Origin of the sequence: Psychrobacter sp. KCTC 72983 (assembly GCF_014280455.1) — a bacterium.
GTDB classification, from domain to species: Bacteria; Pseudomonadota; Gammaproteobacteria; order Pseudomonadales; family Moraxellaceae; genus Psychrobacter; species Psychrobacter pacificensis.
Genome location: NZ_CP060390.1, coordinates 1,578,621 through 1,597,823, shown reverse-complemented (window position 1 = coordinate 1,597,823; position 19,203 = coordinate 1,578,621). Strand labels below are relative to the sequence as shown.

At 43.9% G+C, this 19,203-nt stretch carries 16 protein-coding genes and 1 tRNA gene; 2 read left to right on the top strand and 15 right to left on the bottom strand.

Annotated elements, in window-relative coordinates:
- Positions 1 to 4: 4 nt before the first annotated feature.
- The 7 genes from secE to PSBA01_RS06830 form a co-directional block, all read right to left on the bottom strand.
- On the bottom strand, positions 5 to 490 hold the full coding sequence (gene secE, locus PSBA01_RS06860; RefSeq protein WP_093071056.1) for a preprotein translocase subunit SecE: 486 nt from the start codon (positions 488 to 490) through the stop codon (positions 5 to 7).
- Positions 491 to 541: 51 nt separating this feature from the next.
- A tRNA-Trp gene (locus tag PSBA01_RS06855) sits at positions 542 to 617 on the bottom strand.
- A gap of 374 nt (positions 618 to 991) precedes the next feature.
- Positions 992 to 2,182, bottom strand: a complete 1,191-nt coding sequence (gene tuf / locus PSBA01_RS06850; protein ID WP_186473561.1) for an elongation factor Tu — start codon at positions 2,180 to 2,182, stop codon at positions 992 to 994.
- A gap of 223 nt (positions 2,183 to 2,405) precedes the next feature.
- Positions 2,406 to 4,532 (bottom strand): elongation factor G, encoded by a 2,127-nt coding sequence (gene fusA, locus PSBA01_RS06845; RefSeq protein WP_186473559.1) that lies wholly within the window; start codon positions 4,530 to 4,532, stop codon positions 2,406 to 2,408.
- A gap of 351 nt (positions 4,533 to 4,883) precedes the next feature.
- Entirely contained in the window at positions 4,884 to 5,357 is a 474-nt protein-coding gene (rpsG, locus tag PSBA01_RS06840; RefSeq protein ID WP_057761735.1) for a 30S ribosomal protein S7, read from the bottom strand.
- A gap of 208 nt (positions 5,358 to 5,565) precedes the next feature.
- Positions 5,566 to 5,940 carry a 30S ribosomal protein S12 gene (gene rpsL / locus PSBA01_RS06835; protein ID WP_011281154.1) on the bottom strand — a complete coding sequence of 125 codons (375 nt, stop codon included), beginning with the start codon at positions 5,938 to 5,940 and terminating at the stop codon, positions 5,566 to 5,568.
- A gap of 409 nt (positions 5,941 to 6,349) precedes the next feature.
- Complete coding sequence (locus PSBA01_RS06830) at positions 6,350 to 7,438, bottom strand: EcsC family protein (RefSeq protein WP_186473557.1); 1,089 nt, start codon at positions 7,436 to 7,438, stop codon at positions 6,350 to 6,352.
- A gap of 555 nt (positions 7,439 to 7,993) precedes the next feature.
- Here PSBA01_RS06830 and PSBA01_RS06825 point away from each other — a divergent pair.
- Both PSBA01_RS06825 and PSBA01_RS06820 read left to right on the top strand, forming a co-directional pair.
- Complete coding sequence (locus PSBA01_RS06825; protein ID WP_093070362.1) at positions 7,994 to 9,229, top strand: beta-ketoacyl-ACP synthase II; 1,236 nt, start codon at positions 7,994 to 7,996, stop codon at positions 9,227 to 9,229.
- Between the two features lie 3 nt (positions 9,230 to 9,232).
- Positions 9,233 to 10,921 carry an anthranilate synthase component I family protein gene (locus PSBA01_RS06820; RefSeq protein WP_186475471.1) on the top strand — a complete coding sequence of 563 codons (1,689 nt, stop codon included), beginning with the start codon at positions 9,233 to 9,235 and terminating at the stop codon, positions 10,919 to 10,921.
- Between the two features lie 104 nt (positions 10,922 to 11,025).
- Here PSBA01_RS06820 and hisC read toward each other — a convergent pair whose 3' ends face one another.
- From hisC to PSBA01_RS06780, 8 genes are all read right to left on the bottom strand, one after another.
- Positions 11,026 to 12,159, bottom strand: coding sequence for a histidinol-phosphate transaminase (gene hisC / locus PSBA01_RS06815; RefSeq protein WP_186473555.1), 1,134 nt, complete (start codon positions 12,157 to 12,159; stop codon positions 11,026 to 11,028).
- Between the two features lie 76 nt (positions 12,160 to 12,235).
- Positions 12,236 to 13,531, bottom strand: a complete 1,296-nt coding sequence (gene hisD / locus PSBA01_RS06810; RefSeq protein ID WP_186473553.1) for a histidinol dehydrogenase — start codon at positions 13,529 to 13,531, stop codon at positions 12,236 to 12,238.
- 251 nt (positions 13,532 to 13,782) lie between these two features.
- Positions 13,783 to 14,475, bottom strand: a complete 693-nt coding sequence (gene hisG / locus PSBA01_RS06805) for an ATP phosphoribosyltransferase (protein ID WP_071002912.1) — start codon at positions 14,473 to 14,475, stop codon at positions 13,783 to 13,785.
- A gap of 96 nt (positions 14,476 to 14,571) precedes the next feature.
- Positions 14,572 to 15,840, bottom strand: a complete 1,269-nt coding sequence (gene murA, locus PSBA01_RS06800; protein ID WP_186473551.1) for a UDP-N-acetylglucosamine 1-carboxyvinyltransferase — start codon at positions 15,838 to 15,840, stop codon at positions 14,572 to 14,574.
- A 111-nt stretch (positions 15,841 to 15,951) separates the two neighbouring features.
- Positions 15,952 to 16,203, bottom strand: coding sequence for a BolA family protein (locus tag PSBA01_RS06795; RefSeq protein WP_058025509.1), 252 nt, complete (start codon positions 16,201 to 16,203; stop codon positions 15,952 to 15,954).
- Between the two features lie 164 nt (positions 16,204 to 16,367).
- Complete coding sequence (locus PSBA01_RS06790; protein ID WP_186473550.1) at positions 16,368 to 17,357, bottom strand: alpha/beta hydrolase; 990 nt, start codon at positions 17,355 to 17,357, stop codon at positions 16,368 to 16,370.
- Between the two features lie 320 nt (positions 17,358 to 17,677).
- The gene (locus PSBA01_RS06785) at positions 17,678 to 18,478 is read right to left on the bottom strand and encodes a BON domain-containing protein (protein WP_186473549.1); all 801 of its coding nucleotides are present in this window, start codon (positions 18,476 to 18,478) and stop codon (positions 17,678 to 17,680) included.
- Positions 18,479 to 18,680: 202 nt separating this feature from the next.
- On the bottom strand, positions 18,681 to 19,166 hold the full coding sequence (locus tag PSBA01_RS06780; RefSeq protein WP_186473548.1) for a YraN family protein: 486 nt from the start codon (positions 19,164 to 19,166) through the stop codon (positions 18,681 to 18,683).
- Positions 19,167 to 19,203 lie beyond the last annotated feature (37 nt).

Sequence of the window (19,203 nt, the reverse complement as noted above, 5' to 3'; positions counted from 1 at the left end):
GCTATTAACCGATAAAGATACCAACGAACCAATTAAAGAAATTATCTAATAACCAAATAAAAAACCCAACAATTCCGATCACGACAATGACTTGCCATGTGTATTGAAAGGTTTCGTCTTTACCTGGCCATGTCACTCGGCGAAGCTCAACACCTGCGTCTCTTAATAATATTTTAAAAGCACGACCTTGATGCGTCAGCGCCAAGCAAATTAATGCAAATACAACAAGTGCAACAATAATACCAATACGTACCCAGACATCGTTGGCAGGTTGCCAATAGCCTGGTAAATATTGATTAACGAGAGTCGCACCGATCAAAACAATTGCGGCAAGTAGCCACAAAATCAAATCTTTGATTGAGCCAGTCTTAGCAACTTCAACAGCAGAAGTACCGCTCGCTGAGATGTGCTTATTTTTAGACAGCATTCCACCAGCAACCGCCTTGGCATCAGATAACTTAGTCTCGAGGTTATCTTGATTATTGCTCATAAAGAACTCGCTTCGGAGATGATGGGGTACAACAAAGATGAGATAAGAAGATGGCAGGCGATGTAGGACTCGAACCTACAACCCTCGGTTTTGGAGACCGATGCTCTACCAATTGAGCCAATCGCCTATGGATGTAAAGGACAGCATTATACAATATCCAGCATAGAATGCAAGCCTTTGGCGGTAAAATTGTTAATTTTTACCTGATATTACATCTATCAAAAGTCACTATATTAATTATAGGCTTTCTCGTTATGGTTTAGATTAACCATACACGTTAAATGCAGCGCTAATATAGCAAGCTATGCGGCAAATTACAATACAGTGCACTATAAATAAATAGCCAGTATCAAATCAAAAGTCACTCCATCAAAAGAACCATTCTACCAAAGCTTAGATCTAATGCTGCAAATACCCCTATTTATCTCCAAAAAAAAAGCCACCCTAGATAGGATGGCTTTTTTATGACTAATTCATAATCTCATTACTGAGACTTAAGTCTTAGTTCAATACGTTAGCAACAACACCAGCGCCTACAGTACGGCCACCTTCACGAATTGCGAAGCGTAGACCTTTGTCCATAGCGATTGGGTGGATAAGCTCTACGCCCATCTCAACGTTATCACCAGGCATGACCATTTCAGTACCGTCTTGTAATTGGATTGCGCCAGTTACGTCAGTGGTACGGAAGTAGAACTGTGGACGATAGCCGTTTAGGAATGGTGTGTGACGTCCACCCTCTTCTTTTGACAGTACGTATACTTCTGCGTCAAATTTGGTGTGAGGCGTGATTGAACCTGGCTTCGCTAGTACTTGGCCACGTTGTACGTCTTCACGCTTAGTACCACGTAGTAGTACGCCACAGTTTTCGCCAGCACGACCTTCGTCAAGCAGTTTACGGAACATCTCTACACCTGTACAGGTGGTTTTTTGAGTGTCACGGATACCAACGATTTCGATTTCGTCACCAACTTTTACGACACCAGATTCAACACGGCCAGTTACTACGGTACCACGACCTGAGATTGAGAATACGTCTTCGATTGGCATTAGGAATGCTTTGTCAACGTCACGCTCTGGCTCTGGGATGTAGGTGTCTAGTACGTTTAGTAGTTCTACAACGGCTGGTTGGCCGTATTTTTCTTGTGAGCCTTTTAGGGCTTCAGTAGCAGAACCGTGGATGATTGGGGTGTCATCACCTGGGAAGTCATAGTCGTTCAATAGTTCACGAACTTCCATTTCTACTAGTTCTAGTAGTTCTTCGTCATCTACCATGTCACATTTGTTCATGAATACGATGATGTATGGTACGCCAACCTGACGTGATAGCAAGATGTGCTCACGAGTCTGTGGCATTGGGCCGTCAGTTGCTGATACAACTAAGATTGCGCCGTCCATCTGAGCGGCACCGGTGATCATGTTTTTAACATAGTCAGCGTGACCTGGGCAGTCTACGTGTGCGTAGTGACGTGTGTCTGTGTCATATTCTACGTGTGAGGTGTTGATGGTGATACCACGTGCTTTTTCTTCTGGTGCTGAGTCAATAGACGCGTAGTCTTTTGCTTCGCCACCAGAGGTGATTGCAGCTACGGTTGCGATTGCAGCGGTAAGGGTGGTTTTACCATGGTCAACGTGTCCGATGGTACCGACGTTGACGTGTGGCTTGCTACGTTCAAACTTGGCCTTTGCCATGGGTATTTCCTCTTTTTTTTGGTTCCAAGGCTTAATTCATATAAATATGACAATTAAGAAAATCTTGGTCACCTTAAGATAATTGTTAAAAGGTTACACATACTAATGTGCAGATATTATAAGAAAATTGCGACCAATAACAAGTCTTTTAACAAGTTATTGGCCGATTCTTTAGTGACAATACACAGAGATACTCTATATTGTCACCTTTAGTAAGTTTTATTTACTCGTCATCATCTTTAGAGTTGTACTTAGAGATGATTTCAGCAGCAACTGATTTTGGAATTTCAACGTACTTTTGGAATTCCATTGAGTAAGTTGCACGGCCTTGTGACATAGAGCGCATTTGAGTGGCATAACCAAACATTTCCGCTAATGGTACTTCAGCACGAATCTGTTTAGTGCCACCAGGTAGGTCTTCCATACCCTGTACCAAACCACGACGACGGTTAAGATCACCCATGATGTCGCCCATGTAGTCTTCAGGTGTTTCAACTTCTACTTTCATCACTGGCTCAAGTAGCGCTGGATCAGCTGCTAAGAAACCTTTTCTGAAGGCCATAGAACCTGCCATCTTAAATGACAATTCATCAGAGTCAACGTCATGATAAGAACCATCATACAAAGTCGCTTTTACGCCAACAACTGGGTAGCCTGCAAGTACGCCGTTTTTCATGCGCTCTTGGATACCTTTATCAACAGCACCGTGGAATTCTTTTGGTACCACACCGCCAACAACTTCTTCAGCGAATTCATATTCAGTGTCGCCAGCTGGATCAAGTGGTTCAAGACGTAACCATACGTGACCAAACTTACCACGACCACCTGTTTGACGTACGAATTTGCCTTCTTGTTCAACAGTGTTACGAATCGTCTCACGATAAGCAACCTGAGGTGCACCGATGTTTGCTTCAACGTTGAATTCACGCTTCATACGGTCAACAAGAATCTCTAGATGCAGCTCACCCATACCACTGATAATCGTCTGACCAGATTCTTCGTCAGTGTGTACACGGAACGATGGATCTTCTTTTGCCAAACGGCCAAGCGCGATTGACATTTTTTCTTGGTCAGCTTTGGTCTTTGGCTCAACCGCTAGAGAGATAACTGGTTCTGGGAATTCCATACGCTCAAGCGTGATCACGTTGTCTTCGTCACATAGCGTATCACCAGTCGTTACATCTTTCATGCCGACTAGGGCTGCGATATCACCTGTACGAATCTCTGCAAGCTCTTCTTGAGAGTTTGCCATCATCTGTACAATACGGCCAACACGCTCACGCTTCATTTTAACTGGGTTATAAACACTGCTACCCTGCTTCATGACACCAGAATAAACACGTACGAAGGTTAAGTTACCAACGAACTTGTCGTTCATGATTTTGAACGCTAGTGCTGAGAAAGGTGCTTCATCTGATGCTTCACGGCTGCCTTCGCTTTCGTCTTTGTCATCAAGAATACCTTTAATAGCAGGTACGTCAATTGGTGCTGGTAGATACTGGATAACCGCATCTAGCATCTTTTGTACGCCTTTGTTTTTAAAGGCAGTACCACAAAGAAGTGGGATGATTTCGTTATCAATAGTCAACTGACGAATAGCACTGTGGATCTGCTCTTCAGTCAATTCACCGTTTTCTAGATATTCGTTCATCAACTCTTCATTGGCTTCAGCAGCACTTTCTACAAGGTACTCGCGATACTCGTCCGCTTTGTCTTGTAGTTCAGTTGGGATATCACGCTCATCATACTGCATACCTTGAGACGCTTCGTCCCAATAGATAGCTTTCATAGTCACTAGATCAACAACGCCTTCGAAGTCATCTTCTTTGCCAATTGGAATAACCAATGGTACTGGCTTACCGCCAAGACGGGTTTTGATCTGTTCGATAACACGATAGAAATCAGCACCAACACGGTCCATTTTGTTTACAAATGCAAGACGTGGTACTTTGTATTTGTTCGCTTGACGCCATACGGTCTCAGACTGTGGCTGAACGCCGCCTACTGCACAGTAAACCATGCAAGCGCCATCAAGTACGCGCATAGAACGTTCAACTTCGATCGTGAAGTCAACGTGACCTGGGGTATCGATGATGTTGATACGGTGTTCGTCAAACTGTTTAGCCATACCTGACCAAAAACAAGTTGTTGCTGCTGAGGTAATAGTAATACCACGCTCTTGTTCTTGCTCCATCCAGTCCATAGTGGCTGCGCCATCATGTACTTCGCCAATTTTGTGGCTAACACCGGTATAGAATAAAACACGCTCAGTAGTGGTCGTTTTACCAGCATCGATGTGCGCTGAAATACCAATATTGCGATAGCGTTTTAGGGGAGTTTTACGAGCCATAGTGTTTTCCTAGGAAAAGTCGTGTATATAATAATGTATTGTGTCTCTACCTCATACTCTATGACAAAGCGTTCAGCTTCGTAATATTACTTACTGATTATTGAGCCTAATACGGACAAAAAAAGAGCAAATACTAAGAATAGTGTGGCATCAAATTTGGGATGTTCTCTAATGAAAGGATGAAAGTCATACTTGTTAAGAGAGACATCTTGATAGATGTCCGCCACCCCAGTCATTAATAAATAACATTTATATATGACCGAATGATGATGGCGGCAATCAATAGAATAAACAACAATGTAAGATTAATGAGTATGAGCTATTAATCTCAAGCTACTGTTAAAAAGTAGCTTAGAAACGGTAATGAGAGAATGCTTTGTTAGCATCTGCCATGCGGTGAACTTCGTCACGCTTTTTCATAGCAGCGCCTTTGCCATCAGCAGCATCATTCAATTCACCAGCTAAACGCAAAGCCATTGATTTTTCAGAACGCTTAGCAGCAGCTTCAGCTAACCAACGCATAGCCAAGGCAGTACGACGGGAGGGGCGTACTTCCATTGGTACTTGATAGGTTGCACCGCCAACGCGGCGAGCTTTTACTTCTACCATTGGGCGTACATTTTCAAGCACTTCTTCGAAGAAAGATACTGGATCTTCAACTTTACGCTTCTCACTTACTGTCTCAAGTGCACCGTAAACGATACGCTCAGCAGTAGATTTTTTACCATCACTCATTACATGGTTGATGAATTTTGCAACAGTTTGGCTACCAAACTTAGGATCCGGTAGGATCTCACGGGCAGCAACGACGCGACGTCTTGGCATAATAAATTTCCTTATCTTCAGGAGTGTCTAACATTCACAACATCGACTACTCATCATTAGGGTATAGCAGCGAGTTATCAGTTAGCCTTACTGCATGGTGGTATGTTTTAAGAGCAAATCACTTATATAAAAGTAATATGACTACTGACACCAAACCCATGCACAGTTATTGGGTAGTACAAAAAGCTTTGTTAATAACGTTTAGTTATTAAACTTTAGGCTTCTTAGCACCGTACTTAGAGCGACCTTGCTTACGGTCTTTAACGCCTGCACAATCTAATGCACCGCGAACAGTGTGATAACGTACACCTGGTAGATCTTTCACACGACCACCACGGATTAGAACAACACTGTGCTCTTGTAGGTTATGACCTTCGCCGCCGATATAGCTTGATACTTCATAGCCTGAAGTCAAACGTACACGACATACTTTACGCATGGCAGAGTTAGGTTTTTTTGGCGTGGTAGTATATACACGAGTACATACACCGCGACGCTGTGGGCACGCTTCCAACGCAGGAACTTTTGACTTTTCCTTGATGGTTTTGCGACCTTTACGAATCAATTGGTTAGTTGTTGCCATAAGGCATCCTTCTCCCGTTTGGTATAAAACAAAAAAATGGGCCAATGCACCATCTATCTGACAATAATTGCAGATTTCTGGGCACCCATTTTTAGGACAGTGTATTATAAAGAGTTGTTGCTGCTATTTCAACCACTTATGAATGGTTTCGCTTTACAACATTTGATAGATATGCATTCATCCTCGCATTATATCACTTTATCGTTTTTTCGCCGAAAAACAGCGTCATAAATAAAGTAAACAAGGCAACCTCAAGCATCATTAAGAAAAAATATTCGAATATAAATGCTACTTGATAGTAACTAAGTGGTGGTATTTATCCTGATTTCAAGTCACCCTACTCAACCGAACCAAAATAAATACCATTTTGCTTATTAATATACAACCTAACTAGCAAATAATATGTCTATTACTTGGCTTTTTTATCAGACGTTTGCTTGTCTGAGTCTTTTTTGCTACTGGTTTCTTCTGTATCGCTATTTTCTTCTGTCTTTTCTGTGTCTTTCTGCGCATCGTTATTACTGGCTTTTTTTACTTCAGCCTCGCTACTACTGTCATCAGTAATGGCACGATTGGCAAGTTTTGCCTCTGGCGCAAAAGTCGCTTTAGCAACGCCAATCACTTCATCAATCAACTGACTGTTATAATGTACGCCGATGGCTACTGCTGTAACGGGAATAAAACGGCGAACCCATAATAGGTTTATTTTGTCCAAATCAATTCCTACTTGTCTAGCAATACTGTCTATTTGCTCAGCATAGTAGTTTACGTTTTGATTTTTTAGACCCAAGTTCTTCAGCTCGCTATGCAACCCGTGGCTCTGAGCATTATCCAGCAAACCTTTACCGATACCCATACCTGCTAGCAATGCTTGTTTTTCTTGCATTTTGCTTAGATCGGCACTTGAGAGCAATTCGTATGCCATTTTCACACCTTGTTTACCTGTGAGCGGCTTATTGTATATAGCTGCAATTTGGTAGACAGTGCGTAGAGATACCAATAATAGCCATAAGGTATCAGCAAGTAGACCTGGCAGTCCTGCTAAACCCGTAAGGCCGCCCATTGCTGCAAGTGCACGGTTTTGGTTAGCGATGTCAGTTGCAAGTGCATAACGCTCTTCATCATCTAAACTAGCAATATTGGCAAAGCGATGCTCGTTCGGTAAGTCTAATTGACTCCAGTTTGATGCAAGTTTCGCAACTTGAGCAAACGCGCTATCTACTGTCGATTGAAAAAAGCTGTTTGGTACGACTTTTTTGGCATATTTGCCATAAGTAGCAAAACGTGGACCTAATAATTGCTGCGTAGCCTTTAAGGTTTGCTCACGAAATAAGTCTTGTTGATAATCCTCATCGCCTAAATCTACCGCTTTGTATTGGCGCGGTTTGCCTGTTTTGGCATTCATGCTATCAATCATGGAGCCCACGCGCTCTAGGTTGTTGCGTGTGAAAGAGCCAATAGTATTGATACTTTTTGAAAGAGTGCTAGGCTTTGCCATTGTGATGTCCTTAATATGATGAATAATAATGTGATGAATAATTTTTTTAGTAATAGTGATATGAATGTGTTTAATCTTCAAGCTGTCAGTGTAATAAGTCAAGGCCGTTCCTGTCAGTGCGAACAATGTTATCGCAATCACAAATTTTGTATCTAAAAGTACAACTTAATTTTTGTCCGACTTAACCATAGCCTTTAGCTTGCCCACATTGTTTTTCATAAACAATAAAGCGATTGCTCAAACAACAAGGTTTCATAGCCACTCAATTTCTCATTACCTTGTAGCGATAGAGGCTATTTCGCCATTATTTTACACTTGTCCAAAGATTTTCACTGCTTGATACGTTATCATGTGCCGTAAGTGAGAGCATAATTGTACACTGAAATGACATTGTCTTTAATAGTCTGGCGTTAGCTAAATTCATGCTATCGTTATCTACATAGGCTGTTTTTTCATTATAATGCTCAAATTCATTCATCGTTAAACATTACATATAGATTTACAACGATTATTGCAACCAATTGCTAGCAAGTCGTTACTCATAAGGAATAGCATATGCGCCGCGTCGTCATCACTGGAGCAGGGATTGTCTCTTGTATCGGACATGATCTAGACACTGTCACTACCGCTCTCAAAGAAGGGCAATCTGGTATCACATATAATGATTCTTACGCTGAGCACGAGTTTAAATCACACGTGAGCGGTAGTATCAATCAATCAGAACTGGATACTAGTGGTATCGATCGTAAACTCAAACGCTTTTTTAGTGATGCCAGTCTGTACGCTTATGTCAGTGCACTAAACGCCATTGAACATTCAGGACTGTCACTTGACACCATTAATAACAATCCACGTGTGGGTGTGGTCGCAAGCTCAGGCGGTGCGTCAACAGAAAACATCGTGAACGCTGTGGATGCCATGCGTGAAAAAGGTCTACGCGGTGTCGGTGCGATGGCTGTACCTAAAACCATGGGCAGCTCAGTATCAGCAGCCCTAGCCACTGGTCTAAAAATCCAAGGTGTCTCCTACTCGCTTTCCTCTGCTTGCGCGACCTCGACTCATTGTATCGGTCATGCCGCTGAGCTTATCCAACTGGGTAAAGCTGATGTAATATTGGCTGGTGGTAGTGAAGCTGAGCATTGGACACAGTCTTGTATGTTTGATGCGATGGGTGCAGTGAGCACTCAATATAACGACACGCCAACACTCGCTTCAAGAGCTTATGATAAAGATCGCGACGGGTTTGTGATTGCTGCTGGTGGCGCGATGGTTGTGGTAGAAAGTTTAGAGCATGCTCAAGCACGTGGCGCCAATATCTTGGCTGAAATCGTGGGTTACGGTGCTACCTCTGATGGTGCCGAGATGGTTGCCCCAAGTGGCGAAGGCGCTGTACGCTGTATGCAACAAGCCTTAGCTGAAGCTGGCTTAAAAAGCGTAGATTATATCAATAGCCACGGCACCAGCACACCGCTGGGCGATATCACAGAACTCAAAGCGATTGCCAAAGTCTTTGATAATGATGTCAGTAAAGTACCTGCTATCAGCTCAACCAAATCGATGACAGGTCATAGCTTAGGCGCTGTTGGTGCGCAAGAGCTGATTTACTGCCTACTTATGCTACAAGACGGCTTTATTGCCCCAAGTATCAACGTTGACAACCTAGATCCTGCAGCTGAAGGTTTCGATATTGTTACCCAGATGCGCGAATCAAACCTTGAAACCTTGATGAGCAATAGCTTCGGCTTTGGTGGTACTAACGCCACGCTCATCATCAAAAAATTCGACGCTTAAATGATGCCTGTACCAAATTCTAATATAACTGGGCAGACAGATTCTGCGCCATCGCCAGCTAGTAAATCTAGCTGGCGTTTTGGTGATTTGTCAGCGGCTGAATTAATGCCACAGCTAAGACGCCATTTACTTAACCAAGATGATGCAGCAAATTGGCAATTGGCTTGGTTAAATAATGATGGACGACCAGTAATTGGTTTGCTGCCTAAAGTCAGCTGGTCGGTTTATCCAACTGATCAAAAACCTGCTAAAGATTCAGTCAATACTTATAGAGTGGTTAAAAACTGCCGTGATAACTGCTCTACTCATAGCGAAAATACCATGACAGCCTATATGAGTTATCTAGAATGGCAAAATGAGCTTATTGCTTATAGCAAAGCTTATGATACCGATAATAATAGCTCAAATAACGTAAACCCGAAAAGCACAAAACCCTGTTATCATCATGGTCTGATTGGTTTTATCGGTTACGATATCGCTGCTTATGAGTTAAGTCCTGCAGACAGAATCGAATTGGCAAATCAGCCTTGTGCCTTGTTAGGGCATTATGATATCTATCTAACACCTGCTGCCGTTACTGATACCGGTTGGGAGCTAAAAAGTATTCAAACCAATAGTAGCTCTAATGAGGCTGTCGGCAACAAGTCAAAAGATGAGTTCATAGTTGCTCTGACATCCTACCTAGATGAACTGGATAAAAAGCTATCCGACAAATATCTCAATCAAGCACAATCTAAGCACACATCACATACTATACCTGTCGTCCTAACGGCACGATGGAGTAAGCGTGATTATCAGCAAGCATTTGATCGTACTCAAGACTATCTAGAGCAAGGCGATTGCTATCAAATCAACCTGACGCAAACGTGGTCGGGCTACTTGCCGCGTAAGGATGATGCCAATCAACAGCCTTTAGCGCTTATCGATTATCTGCCTGCGCTACATCATAATACCAAAGCACCTTTTGCAGGCTATTTGAGCGTTGATGGTGCAAGCGTTGAGCACGTTGATACCTTTAACCACAGTTTTGAGTTATTAAGCTGCTCGCCTGAGCTGTTTTTTACTTTTACCAAAGACAAGGCTACTAATAAACACTATATCCTGACCAAGCCAATCAAAGGCACTATGCCTCGTGGCTCCACTGACAAGCAAGATGAATCGTATAAGCAACAACTGGTCGATAGCGAAAAAGACCGTGCCGAAAATGTCATGATTGTGGATTTACTACGCAATGATTTGGGTAAATATGCCAAGATCGGTAGCGTAAAAGTGCCGCAACTGTTTGCGATTGAAAGCTTTAGTAACGTGCATCATATGGTCAGTACCATCACTGCTGAGCTAAAAACTGACACTCACCCATTGGCTGTCCTGTTTGGTAGTTTGCCTGCTGGGTCTATCACTGGCACACCAAAAAAACGAGCCGTCGAAATTATTGCCGAACTCGAATCCACACCGCGCGGTGCTTATTGCGGCACCATGGGTTATATGAATTTTGATGGCAGTGGTCAATGGAATGTGTTAATTCGCACACTACAGGCCAATGGTTCGTCAAATAATGCATCGGTCAAAGAGAGACCTATCAATCTATGGGCTGGTGGCGGTATTACGGTTGCCTCAGACTGTGATGCTGAATATCAAGAGTGCCTAGACAAAGTAGGTAATTTGCTGGCGGTGTTAGCGCAAAAAGTATAAGCGCCTGCAAAAATTATCCGACATTATACAGAAAAAAAAGCCTGCTCAACGCCACGTTAAGCAGGCTTTTTATACTAACTGGCATCACCAAAATGAGTAAATCATCACTCAGCGGAGATACTCGTCTCTGTATGCAGCTCTTTTAGCGTATCAATCAAGCGCTCATGCTGCTCGGCGGTACCAACAGTAATACGCAAATACTCATTAATGCGCGGCTTATCAAAATGGCGAACGATAATCCCTTGATCACGCAATGCACTCGCCACAGCACTTGCATTACCATCTTTTGGACGGGCAAAGATAAAGTTGGCATGCGAGGGCAATACTTTATAGCCCAGCGTCGTCAACTCTTCGGTCAATGACGTACGCAAACCAATGACTTGCTGACGAGTCTGCTCAAAGTAATCTACATCTAGCACACTTGCCGTCGCACCAGCTTGCGCTAGCTTATCCAGTGGATAGCTATTAAAGCTATTTTTCATACGCGTTAATGCTTCAATCAACGAAGCACTACCAAAGGCCATACCGACACGCAGACCAGCAAGTGACCGTGATTTTGAAAAGGTCTGCGTCACGATAACGTTGTCACACTCATTGATTAAGCTGACCGCTGAGACTTGCGAGCCTGTACTGTTTGCATCAGCCTGAGCAAAATCAATATATGCCTCGTCAATTACAATCACGGCATTAGAATGCTCGCTGGCTAGCTTACGGATATCAGCAAGTGATAGAAGTAAACCTGTTGGCGCATTTGGGTTGGCAATGATGATACCGCTACAAGGCTGGCGATAAGCATCAGGATCAATACTAAAATCGTCTTCTAATGGGATTTTGACGAGATGCACACCAAAAGTCTGTGCATAGACAGGATAAAAGCTGTAGCCAATATCAGGTGATAAAAGCGGACGCTCTTTTAGGAAGAAACTGGCAAATATAAGCGCCAATACTTCATCTGAGCCATTACCGACAAACACTTGGCTGACATCAAGGTCATATGCTTGTGCCAATGCAGCACGCAGGTCATTGGACTCAGGTGCCGGATACAAACGCAGCTCTTGCGCTTGCTGGGTGAGTACTTTAGCGATTGCCTCTCCTACTTTTGGCGAGGGCGGAAATGGGTTTTCATTGGTGTTCAGTTTGCATAAATTGTCGTGCTTTGGCTGCTCACCCGGTACATAGGGTGATAAGTTGCGTGCTTTAGACGACCACAGCCTATTATCTATCTTTGACTCACTCATAAATTATCCTACTAATTAGCCATACAGACTATTAAAAATATCTATCAAAAGTAAAAATGAAGACGCTCAAAATATCTTACTGATAACGATAACGGGCTGAGCGCGCATGGGCTTCTAAGTCCTCTCGCTGCGCTAAAATATCAGCCGTCTCAGCCAATGGCTTGCTGCCGGATTCACTGCAATAAATAATTGATGATTTCTTCTGAAAGTCATAGACACCTAAAGGTGAAGAAAAGCGCGCAGTACCAGAGGTTGGCAATACATGGTTCGGTCCTGCACAGTAATCGCCAATCGCTTCGGGCGTGTGACGACCCATAAAGATAGCACCCGCATGACGAATATCCTCTAACAATGCATCAGGGTTATCAACGGATAACTCCAAATGCTCAGGGGCAATACGATTAATCAGTGCCATACCCTCGCTACGATCTTTTACCAAAATAAGTGCACCACGATTTTGCAGCGAGTCACGCGCGATATCTGCTTTTGGCAGCTCAGCGAGTGCTCTTTCTATCTCTAACTCGACTTCTTTTAACTGCTCTTCACTGGTCGTCACAAAGATAGCTTGAGCGATACGGTCGTGCTCTGCTTGCGATAACAAATCCATCGCGAGCCAATCAGCTCGATCTTGCGCTTCACCCTCTGCATATACCAACACTTCTGAGGGGCCTGCAATCATATCAATGCCGACTTGTCCAAATACTGCGCGTTTGGCTGCCGCGACATACTTGTTACCCGGCCCTGTGATTTTATCCACCGCTGGAATGGTTTCGGTACCGTAGGCTAAAGCTGCTACCGCCTGTGCGCCGCCAATGGTAAAGACACGGTCAACTTGAGCCAAATGAGCGGCTGCTAATACCAATGGATTAAGCACGCCTTTAGGTGCTGGTACGACCATGATAACTTCAGTAACCCCAGCTACTTTGGCAGGAATAGCATTCATCAATACTGATGATGGATAAGATGCCAAACCACCCGGCACATAAATACCAACGCGATCAAGTGGCGTGACTTTTTGACCTAAGCGATTGCCTAGCTCATCTTCATATTGCCACGTTTCTTGTACTTGGCGCTCATGAAAAGTCTGTACCCGAGTAGCTGCTGTGGTCAATGCCGTTTTTACATTCTCATCCAGATTGGCAAATGCATCGGCAAGTGCTTCTTTAGACAGCTCTAACTCTTGCATCGTTGTCGCTGGATGCTGATCGAATTGCTGAGTTAATGCCAATACGACGCTATCACCATCCGCACGTACTTGTGCGATGATATCGTCAACGGTATGCAATAATTCAGCATCATTGACGGTTTCAAAGGCAAGCAGTTGTGTCAATTGATTGTCAAAATCGGCATCTTGGGTACTTAACTGGCGCATGACCTAATCCTATATCTGAGCATAAAATACTGCTGAAAATAAACGGCGTGAATATAACTAAAGTATGCCTAATGTCCACAGAAATATCGATGGATACGGGCGTCTTATTGCTAATATTTTATAATGATTTTATTTTTCGCAAGCTAAGACAATAAAACCAGTTTAGCACGCTATATCACTCATAGCCTGCTAAACTGGTTTAAAAATTCGTATCACCATGCTTTATATTACCAATGATTAACACTGGCTGACTAGGCATTGGCAATACTGTTTTTAAAGCTATCTAAAATGGGTTCTAGTAACGCAAATTTGCGCTTATAGCTGACTTGATTGACGATAAGACGTGATGATACATCACAAATATGATCGCGTGCTTCAAGTCCATTCGCGCGTAGGGTATTACCCGTATCAACCACATCGACAATCAAATCGCCCAAGCCCACCAATGGCGCAAGCTCCATTGAACCGTAAAGCTTGATGACATCAACTTGCTGACCTTGGCTCGCAAAATAAGCGCGCGCTACATTGACATATTTGGTCGCGATACGCAGACGACGATTGGGCAGTGGTGCGTCTTTTACGCCAGCGGTCATCAATTTGCATTGAGCGATTTTTAAATCAAGCAGTTCATACACGTGGTTGGCGCCATGCTCAAGCAGCACATCTTTACCCGCTACACCAAAATCAGCCGCGCCGTGTTCGACGTAGGTCGGTACGTCGCTTGCACGCAAAATTAATACACGTACATTTGGGTTTGAGGTTGGAAAAATAAGTTTGCGCGAGGCTTCAGGGTCTTCTAAAAGATCAACACCCGCTGCACGTAGCAGTGGCATCGTCTCTTCTAAAATACGGCCTTTTGATAACGCCAACGTTAGACCTGAAAACGCATCGTTTACTTCGTTTAGTAGACCGTCGGCTGGTGCAGGTTTGCTTGTCTCAGTCATAATGACATCGTGTCCATATGCAGTTAGCTTCCCCATTCAAGGGAAGTTTTAATGTATAACGTAATTCATGTATAAACTACGGTTGACCTATCAGTATTAGCCGTTGGTATTGACACGCTGGATATTCACACCAAGGCTACGCAGCTTGTCTTCGACATGCTCATAACCACGGTCAATATGATAAATGCGGTCAATCAAGCTCTCGCCTTCTGCCGTTGCAGCCGCCATTACAAGTGACATAGAAGCACGTAAATCTGTTGCCATAACTGGTGCCGCCGTAAAGTTCTCGACGCCTCTGATCACCGCTGTATGCCCATCCACTTGGATAGAAGCCCCTAAACGATTAAGTTCAGGTACGTGCATATAGCGGTTTTCAAAGATGTTTTCGATAATGGTACTGGTCCCATCAGCCAGACAGCAAATCGCCATCAACTGAGCTTGCATGTCTGTTGGAAAACCTGGATGTGGCTGAGTCCGAATATCCACTGGCTTTGGACGACCTTTCATCTGCGCGCGAATCCAGTCATCACCTGTCGTAATCACCGCACCCATCGCTTCAAACTTCTCAAGCACTGGATACAATAAAGAGGCTGTAGTTTTTTTGGTCAACACATCCCCTTGAGTCATCAAGGCTCCCGCAAGATATGAGCCTGTCTCAATACGATCCGGTACCACTGAATACTCACAACCGTGTAGACGTTCGACCCCTTCAATGGTCATGGTTGAGGTACCGATACCGCTGATTTTGGCGCCCATCGCAACCAGCATATTGGCTAAATCGACTACTTCTGGCTCTAATGCACAGTTAGCCAAAACGGTCGTGCCTTTAGCCAATGCCGCTGCCATGATGACGTTTTCCGTACCGCCAACTGTCACCATATCAAATGAGAAGTGGCAACCAATCAGCTTACCACCTTTAGGCGCTTGCGCTTTCACGTAACCGTTCTCTACGCTGATTACCGCACCCATCGCTTCAAACGCTTTTAGATGCTGATCAACAGGACGTGAACCAATCGCACAGCCACCTGGCAACGACACTTCAGCTTCGCCAAAACGGGCCAGTAACGGCCCTAATACCAAAATTGACGCGCGCATGGTTTTTACCAAATCATACGGCGCATAAAAGTTATCAATAGTTTTGGTATCACAAGTGACCGTATCGCCCTGCTTTTGGATATCAATCCCCATGCCACTGATCAATTCAATCAATGTTCGTACGTCTTTTAATGACGGTACATTGTGCAATGTCGTTGGCGTCTCAGCCAATATCATCGCGGCAAGCAATGGCAAGGCGGCATTTTTGGCGCCTGAGATAGTAATTTCCCCTGCGATACGACTACTACCAGTGATTAAAAATTGATCCATAAAGGTGACAACCTAGCGATGAGTATAGAAAATGGTGAAAACGAGCAGTAAAGAATCCTTATGTCTGTTAAACGAACTCTTCGATTGCCAGTTAGATAGATAGCTATATAATTAGCCTTTTGATTGAGCGTCCCACTCAGCAGGCGTTAGCGCTTGAATATTGAGGGCGTGAATATCGCCACTCGCAATCTTATCATTAACCAGCGCATAAATGGCTTGCTGACGTTGAACGGCGCGTTTGCCTTCAAAGCTTGCATCAACCACGCGCACGTCAAATTTATTGCCTTGATTGGCAGCTTGGATAAAAGCGTCTGGGAAGTGAGTCTGTAAAAATGCGATCAAATCGTCAGCGTTCATGCTCATAAAATAGTCTGCCTTAACGTTTAGAATAGGGTATAGATTTAAAGTGATGACATTATAACAAGAGTTTGCCTATCTTACAGTACTGTCTTGCTCAAGTGTATTTGAGGACTGAAACCGTATCGAAAAATAAGTAGTCAAAAGCCCGTGATATAAATAACAACAAGCTATTTGAGCATTGTGTCTAGATACGTCACTACTTGCGCACGCACATCATTGACCCAGCGTAGCGGTGGTGCCATTGCTCCAATGATAGTTGCGTGACTCGCGCCTTCGATCTCACCCGTCTGCACCGTTACCCCTGCCTCTTTCAATGCTTGCGTCATTTTGAGTGCATTGGTTGGATGCACCACTTTATCTTTTTCTGCGGTTAATAACAAATATGGTGGCTGTGCCCCTTTGATCTGACGGTCAGGCATGACTTGATCAGGTGTGGCATCCGAGGGAAAAGCTGACGCACTACTAAACTTACGGAAGTCATAACTGTAAGGCCCTGCAATACCGATAACCGTCGCAATGTCTGTCGGCTTAATACCATAGGGCGCTAAAAAGTCTTCGTTGGCGACGGCTGCGACTGCATTAAACGCGCCAGCAGAGTGGCCCATGACAGCAACACGTGACGGATCAGCATGCAAACTGGTCGCATTCTCGATACTCCAAGCAATCGCTTGGGCCGTATCATTGACATAATCAGGGTAGACATGCTCGGGCACCTTACGATAATTAATCACTGCGGTGACATAACCTGCCTGCGCTAAGCTTTGACCGACAAAGGCATATTGATCTTTATTACCACTCTCCCAAGAACCGCCATGCACGAATACCACCATAGGGTAGTCATTATTGATAGCGCTTTGGGCTTTCATTGCCTGTGCCAAGGGCTTTGGATAGTAAATATCTAAATCTTGCAAAGGCTCATCACCGTATAAGATATCTTTACTTACCCCTACGCCGCCACTAGAAGTAATGCCATTGACAAAGCCTAGCGGTGATAATGCCTGTGCACTTTGGGTGGCAAGCGCGATGCTGCCTAGCGCCAATGCTGCCGCTCCTACAACCCTTAGTCTGCGCGGGTGTTTACCAAAAGAATTATGATCAAAGTTCTTGCAGTTGTTCGCACCTGTCTTTTGTTTTATGTGATTTACCGAATCCTGCATTGCCAATACCTTGTTACAGTTATAGATCTTATAGATATGCATCTTATAGTTATGAATCATGCCTAACATCGTGAGCACTCTATGGTCTCATTAGAACCTCTGATTCTGCTACTTTTCACTATTGATATAGTACTCACTGGCTGAGGATTTCTCGTGCTTTTACTGTTATATCTATTTAGGCTTATTGTGATTAATATCAAAAAAAGCTACTAGCATCCTATGATGTGACGGGTATCACATATAGCGAAGTAGCTATTATACAAGCTCTTATTTATCGTCAATCATTGCTTGGTAGACTCAGCTTGGCAAACTCAGTAGTTTTACTGATTTTGATAAAGATCGATATATGGGCTTGATGATGGTTGCGCCGTAGTAGCCTCTTCTTCCGTTATTACTATCGGCGTTGCGGTACTGACAGCAGTACCTTGGACAGCTGGTGCGACTGCCGGATTGGCTAAGTTATTCTCGTACATAATATCATCATCGTTTATCTTTACACCTCTATCATCGACAACGGTCGTCAGCAGTACCAGCTCGGTCACCCCAACAGTGCTGTTCGCAACATCAATTAAGTTACTTTGTTGGGTGGGTGTCATGCGACCCATAATATAGACCACGCCATTGTTGGTGACTGCTTTGATTTGTGAGGTTTTGACGCCATCGCTGGCGGCTATTTTTGCCAGTAGTTTTGAGGTGATATAACCATCATGAACCGTTGAGCTATAGCCTTTTGAAGCACTTACTTCCATCTCGTTGTAGACGCGGCGTACATCTGGCATGGAGCTGACGACCTTTTCTACTTCTGCTTTGAGCGCTTCAGACGGTACTTCCCCTGTGAGCAGCACTTCGCTATTGAAGCTATCGATACCCATACGGCTGGTCTGCTGCAAGTCTTCTTTTAGCCCATACACGTTGATTTTGGCAGTATGCTCGATACTACGATCTAGTAGACGCTGCGGAATGGTGCGCTCAGTCATTGGCACACCGTAAGTTCCTTCTGTACTGTTGGTCAGATAGTTGGTGGCACAGCCTGTACTGACCACACAAGCAGCAAGCATAATGCCCGTCGTAATACAGCGTGATGAACCAAAAATAGCAGTGCGCAAATGCATCCGTGTCATTGTTTACCTCTTAGAGCATGGTGGTGACGGTGTTATAAATTCAATGAATTGAGTCAATTTTTATCTAGCAGTGATAAGACAAGTTTTGTTAACAGCTACTTTACTTAATTTTGGCCAGCAGCGGTTAGGTTTTTGGTAACGAGTATTGCGCGCTAGATTCAGTCAGGCGCGCGAGTCATCCCGTATTTGCGTTATATATTTACTACCATGCACTGGCTACAAAGGCACCTTTAAGCCATTGCAGCTCATCACTCAACGGATTCTCTTTTGAGCTGAGCTTACCTGCCGTATTATAAGCAATGACATCAAAGCGGCAGTCATAATGAGCGTACTCAGGATGCTGCTGCAAAAAACATTGTGCCGCTTTAATCACTTTACGCTGCTTGCTTGTCGTCACGCTGAGTGCTGCATCGCCATAGATTGACCGCTTGCGTTGACGAACTTCGATAAATACTAGCGTTGACCATGCGGGTCCTGCTTCCATCATAATCAGATCTAGCTCACCTATTTTTGGCTGTTGCCAGTTTTGCGCCACCAACCGTAACCCTTGTGTTTGTAAATACTCACACGCCTGCTGTTCAAACAAGCTGCCTTGGCGTTGTTTCGGTGAGGTTAAGATCAAGGGTTTGTGATTCGCCATAAGGTCAATTCGTCTGCTTAACATTTGAGAATTATCATAGCACAACATGCTAAACTAGCCACTTCTGCGCGTTATGCTCTCAAAA

Bases quoted from the DNA above. Each gene is read 5' to 3' on its own strand.
- rpsL (WP_011281154.1), bottom strand. From the start codon at position 5,940: ATGGCAACAACTAACCAATTGATTCGTAAAGGTCGCAAAACCATCAAG.
- PSBA01_RS06785 (WP_186473549.1), bottom strand. From the start codon at position 18,478: ATGACACGGATGCATTTGCGCACTGCTATTTTTGGTTCATCACGCTGT.
- hisC (WP_186473555.1), bottom strand. From the start codon at position 12,159: ATGAGTGAGTCAAAGATAGATAATAGGCTGTGGTCGTCTAAAGCACGC.
- hisD (WP_186473553.1), bottom strand. From the start codon at position 13,531: ATGCGCCAGTTAAGTACCCAAGATGCCGATTTTGACAATCAATTGACA.
- fusA (WP_186473559.1), bottom strand. From the start codon at position 4,532: ATGGCTCGTAAAACTCCCCTAAAACGCTATCGCAATATTGGTATTTCA.
- rpsG (WP_057761735.1), bottom strand. From the start codon at position 5,357: ATGCCAAGACGTCGCGTCGTTGCTGCCCGTGAGATCCTACCGGATCCT.
- tuf (WP_186473561.1), bottom strand. From the start codon at position 2,182: ATGGCAAAGGCCAAGTTTGAACGTAGCAAGCCACACGTCAACGTCGGT.
- hisG (WP_071002912.1), bottom strand. From the start codon at position 14,475: ATGACTGAGACAAGCAAACCTGCACCAGCCGACGGTCTACTAAACGAA.
- PSBA01_RS06825 (WP_093070362.1), top strand. From the start codon at position 7,994: ATGCGCCGCGTCGTCATCACTGGAGCAGGGATTGTCTCTTGTATCGGA.
- PSBA01_RS06830 (WP_186473557.1), bottom strand. From the start codon at position 7,438: ATGGCAAAGCCTAGCACTCTTTCAAAAAGTATCAATACTATTGGCTCT.
- PSBA01_RS06795 (WP_058025509.1), bottom strand. From the start codon at position 16,203: ATGAGCATGAACGCTGACGATTTGATCGCATTTTTACAGACTCACTTC.
- PSBA01_RS06790 (WP_186473550.1), bottom strand. From the start codon at position 17,357: ATGCAGGATTCGGTAAATCACATAAAACAAAAGACAGGTGCGAACAAC.
- PSBA01_RS06820 (WP_186475471.1), top strand. From the start codon at position 9,233: ATGCCTGTACCAAATTCTAATATAACTGGGCAGACAGATTCTGCGCCA.
- PSBA01_RS06780 (WP_186473548.1), bottom strand. From the start codon at position 19,166: ATGTTGTGCTATGATAATTCTCAAATGTTAAGCAGACGAATTGACCTT.
- murA (WP_186473551.1), bottom strand. From the start codon at position 15,840: ATGGATCAATTTTTAATCACTGGTAGTAGTCGTATCGCAGGGGAAATT.
- secE (WP_093071056.1), bottom strand. From the start codon at position 490: ATGAGCAATAATCAAGATAACCTCGAGACTAAGTTATCTGATGCCAAG.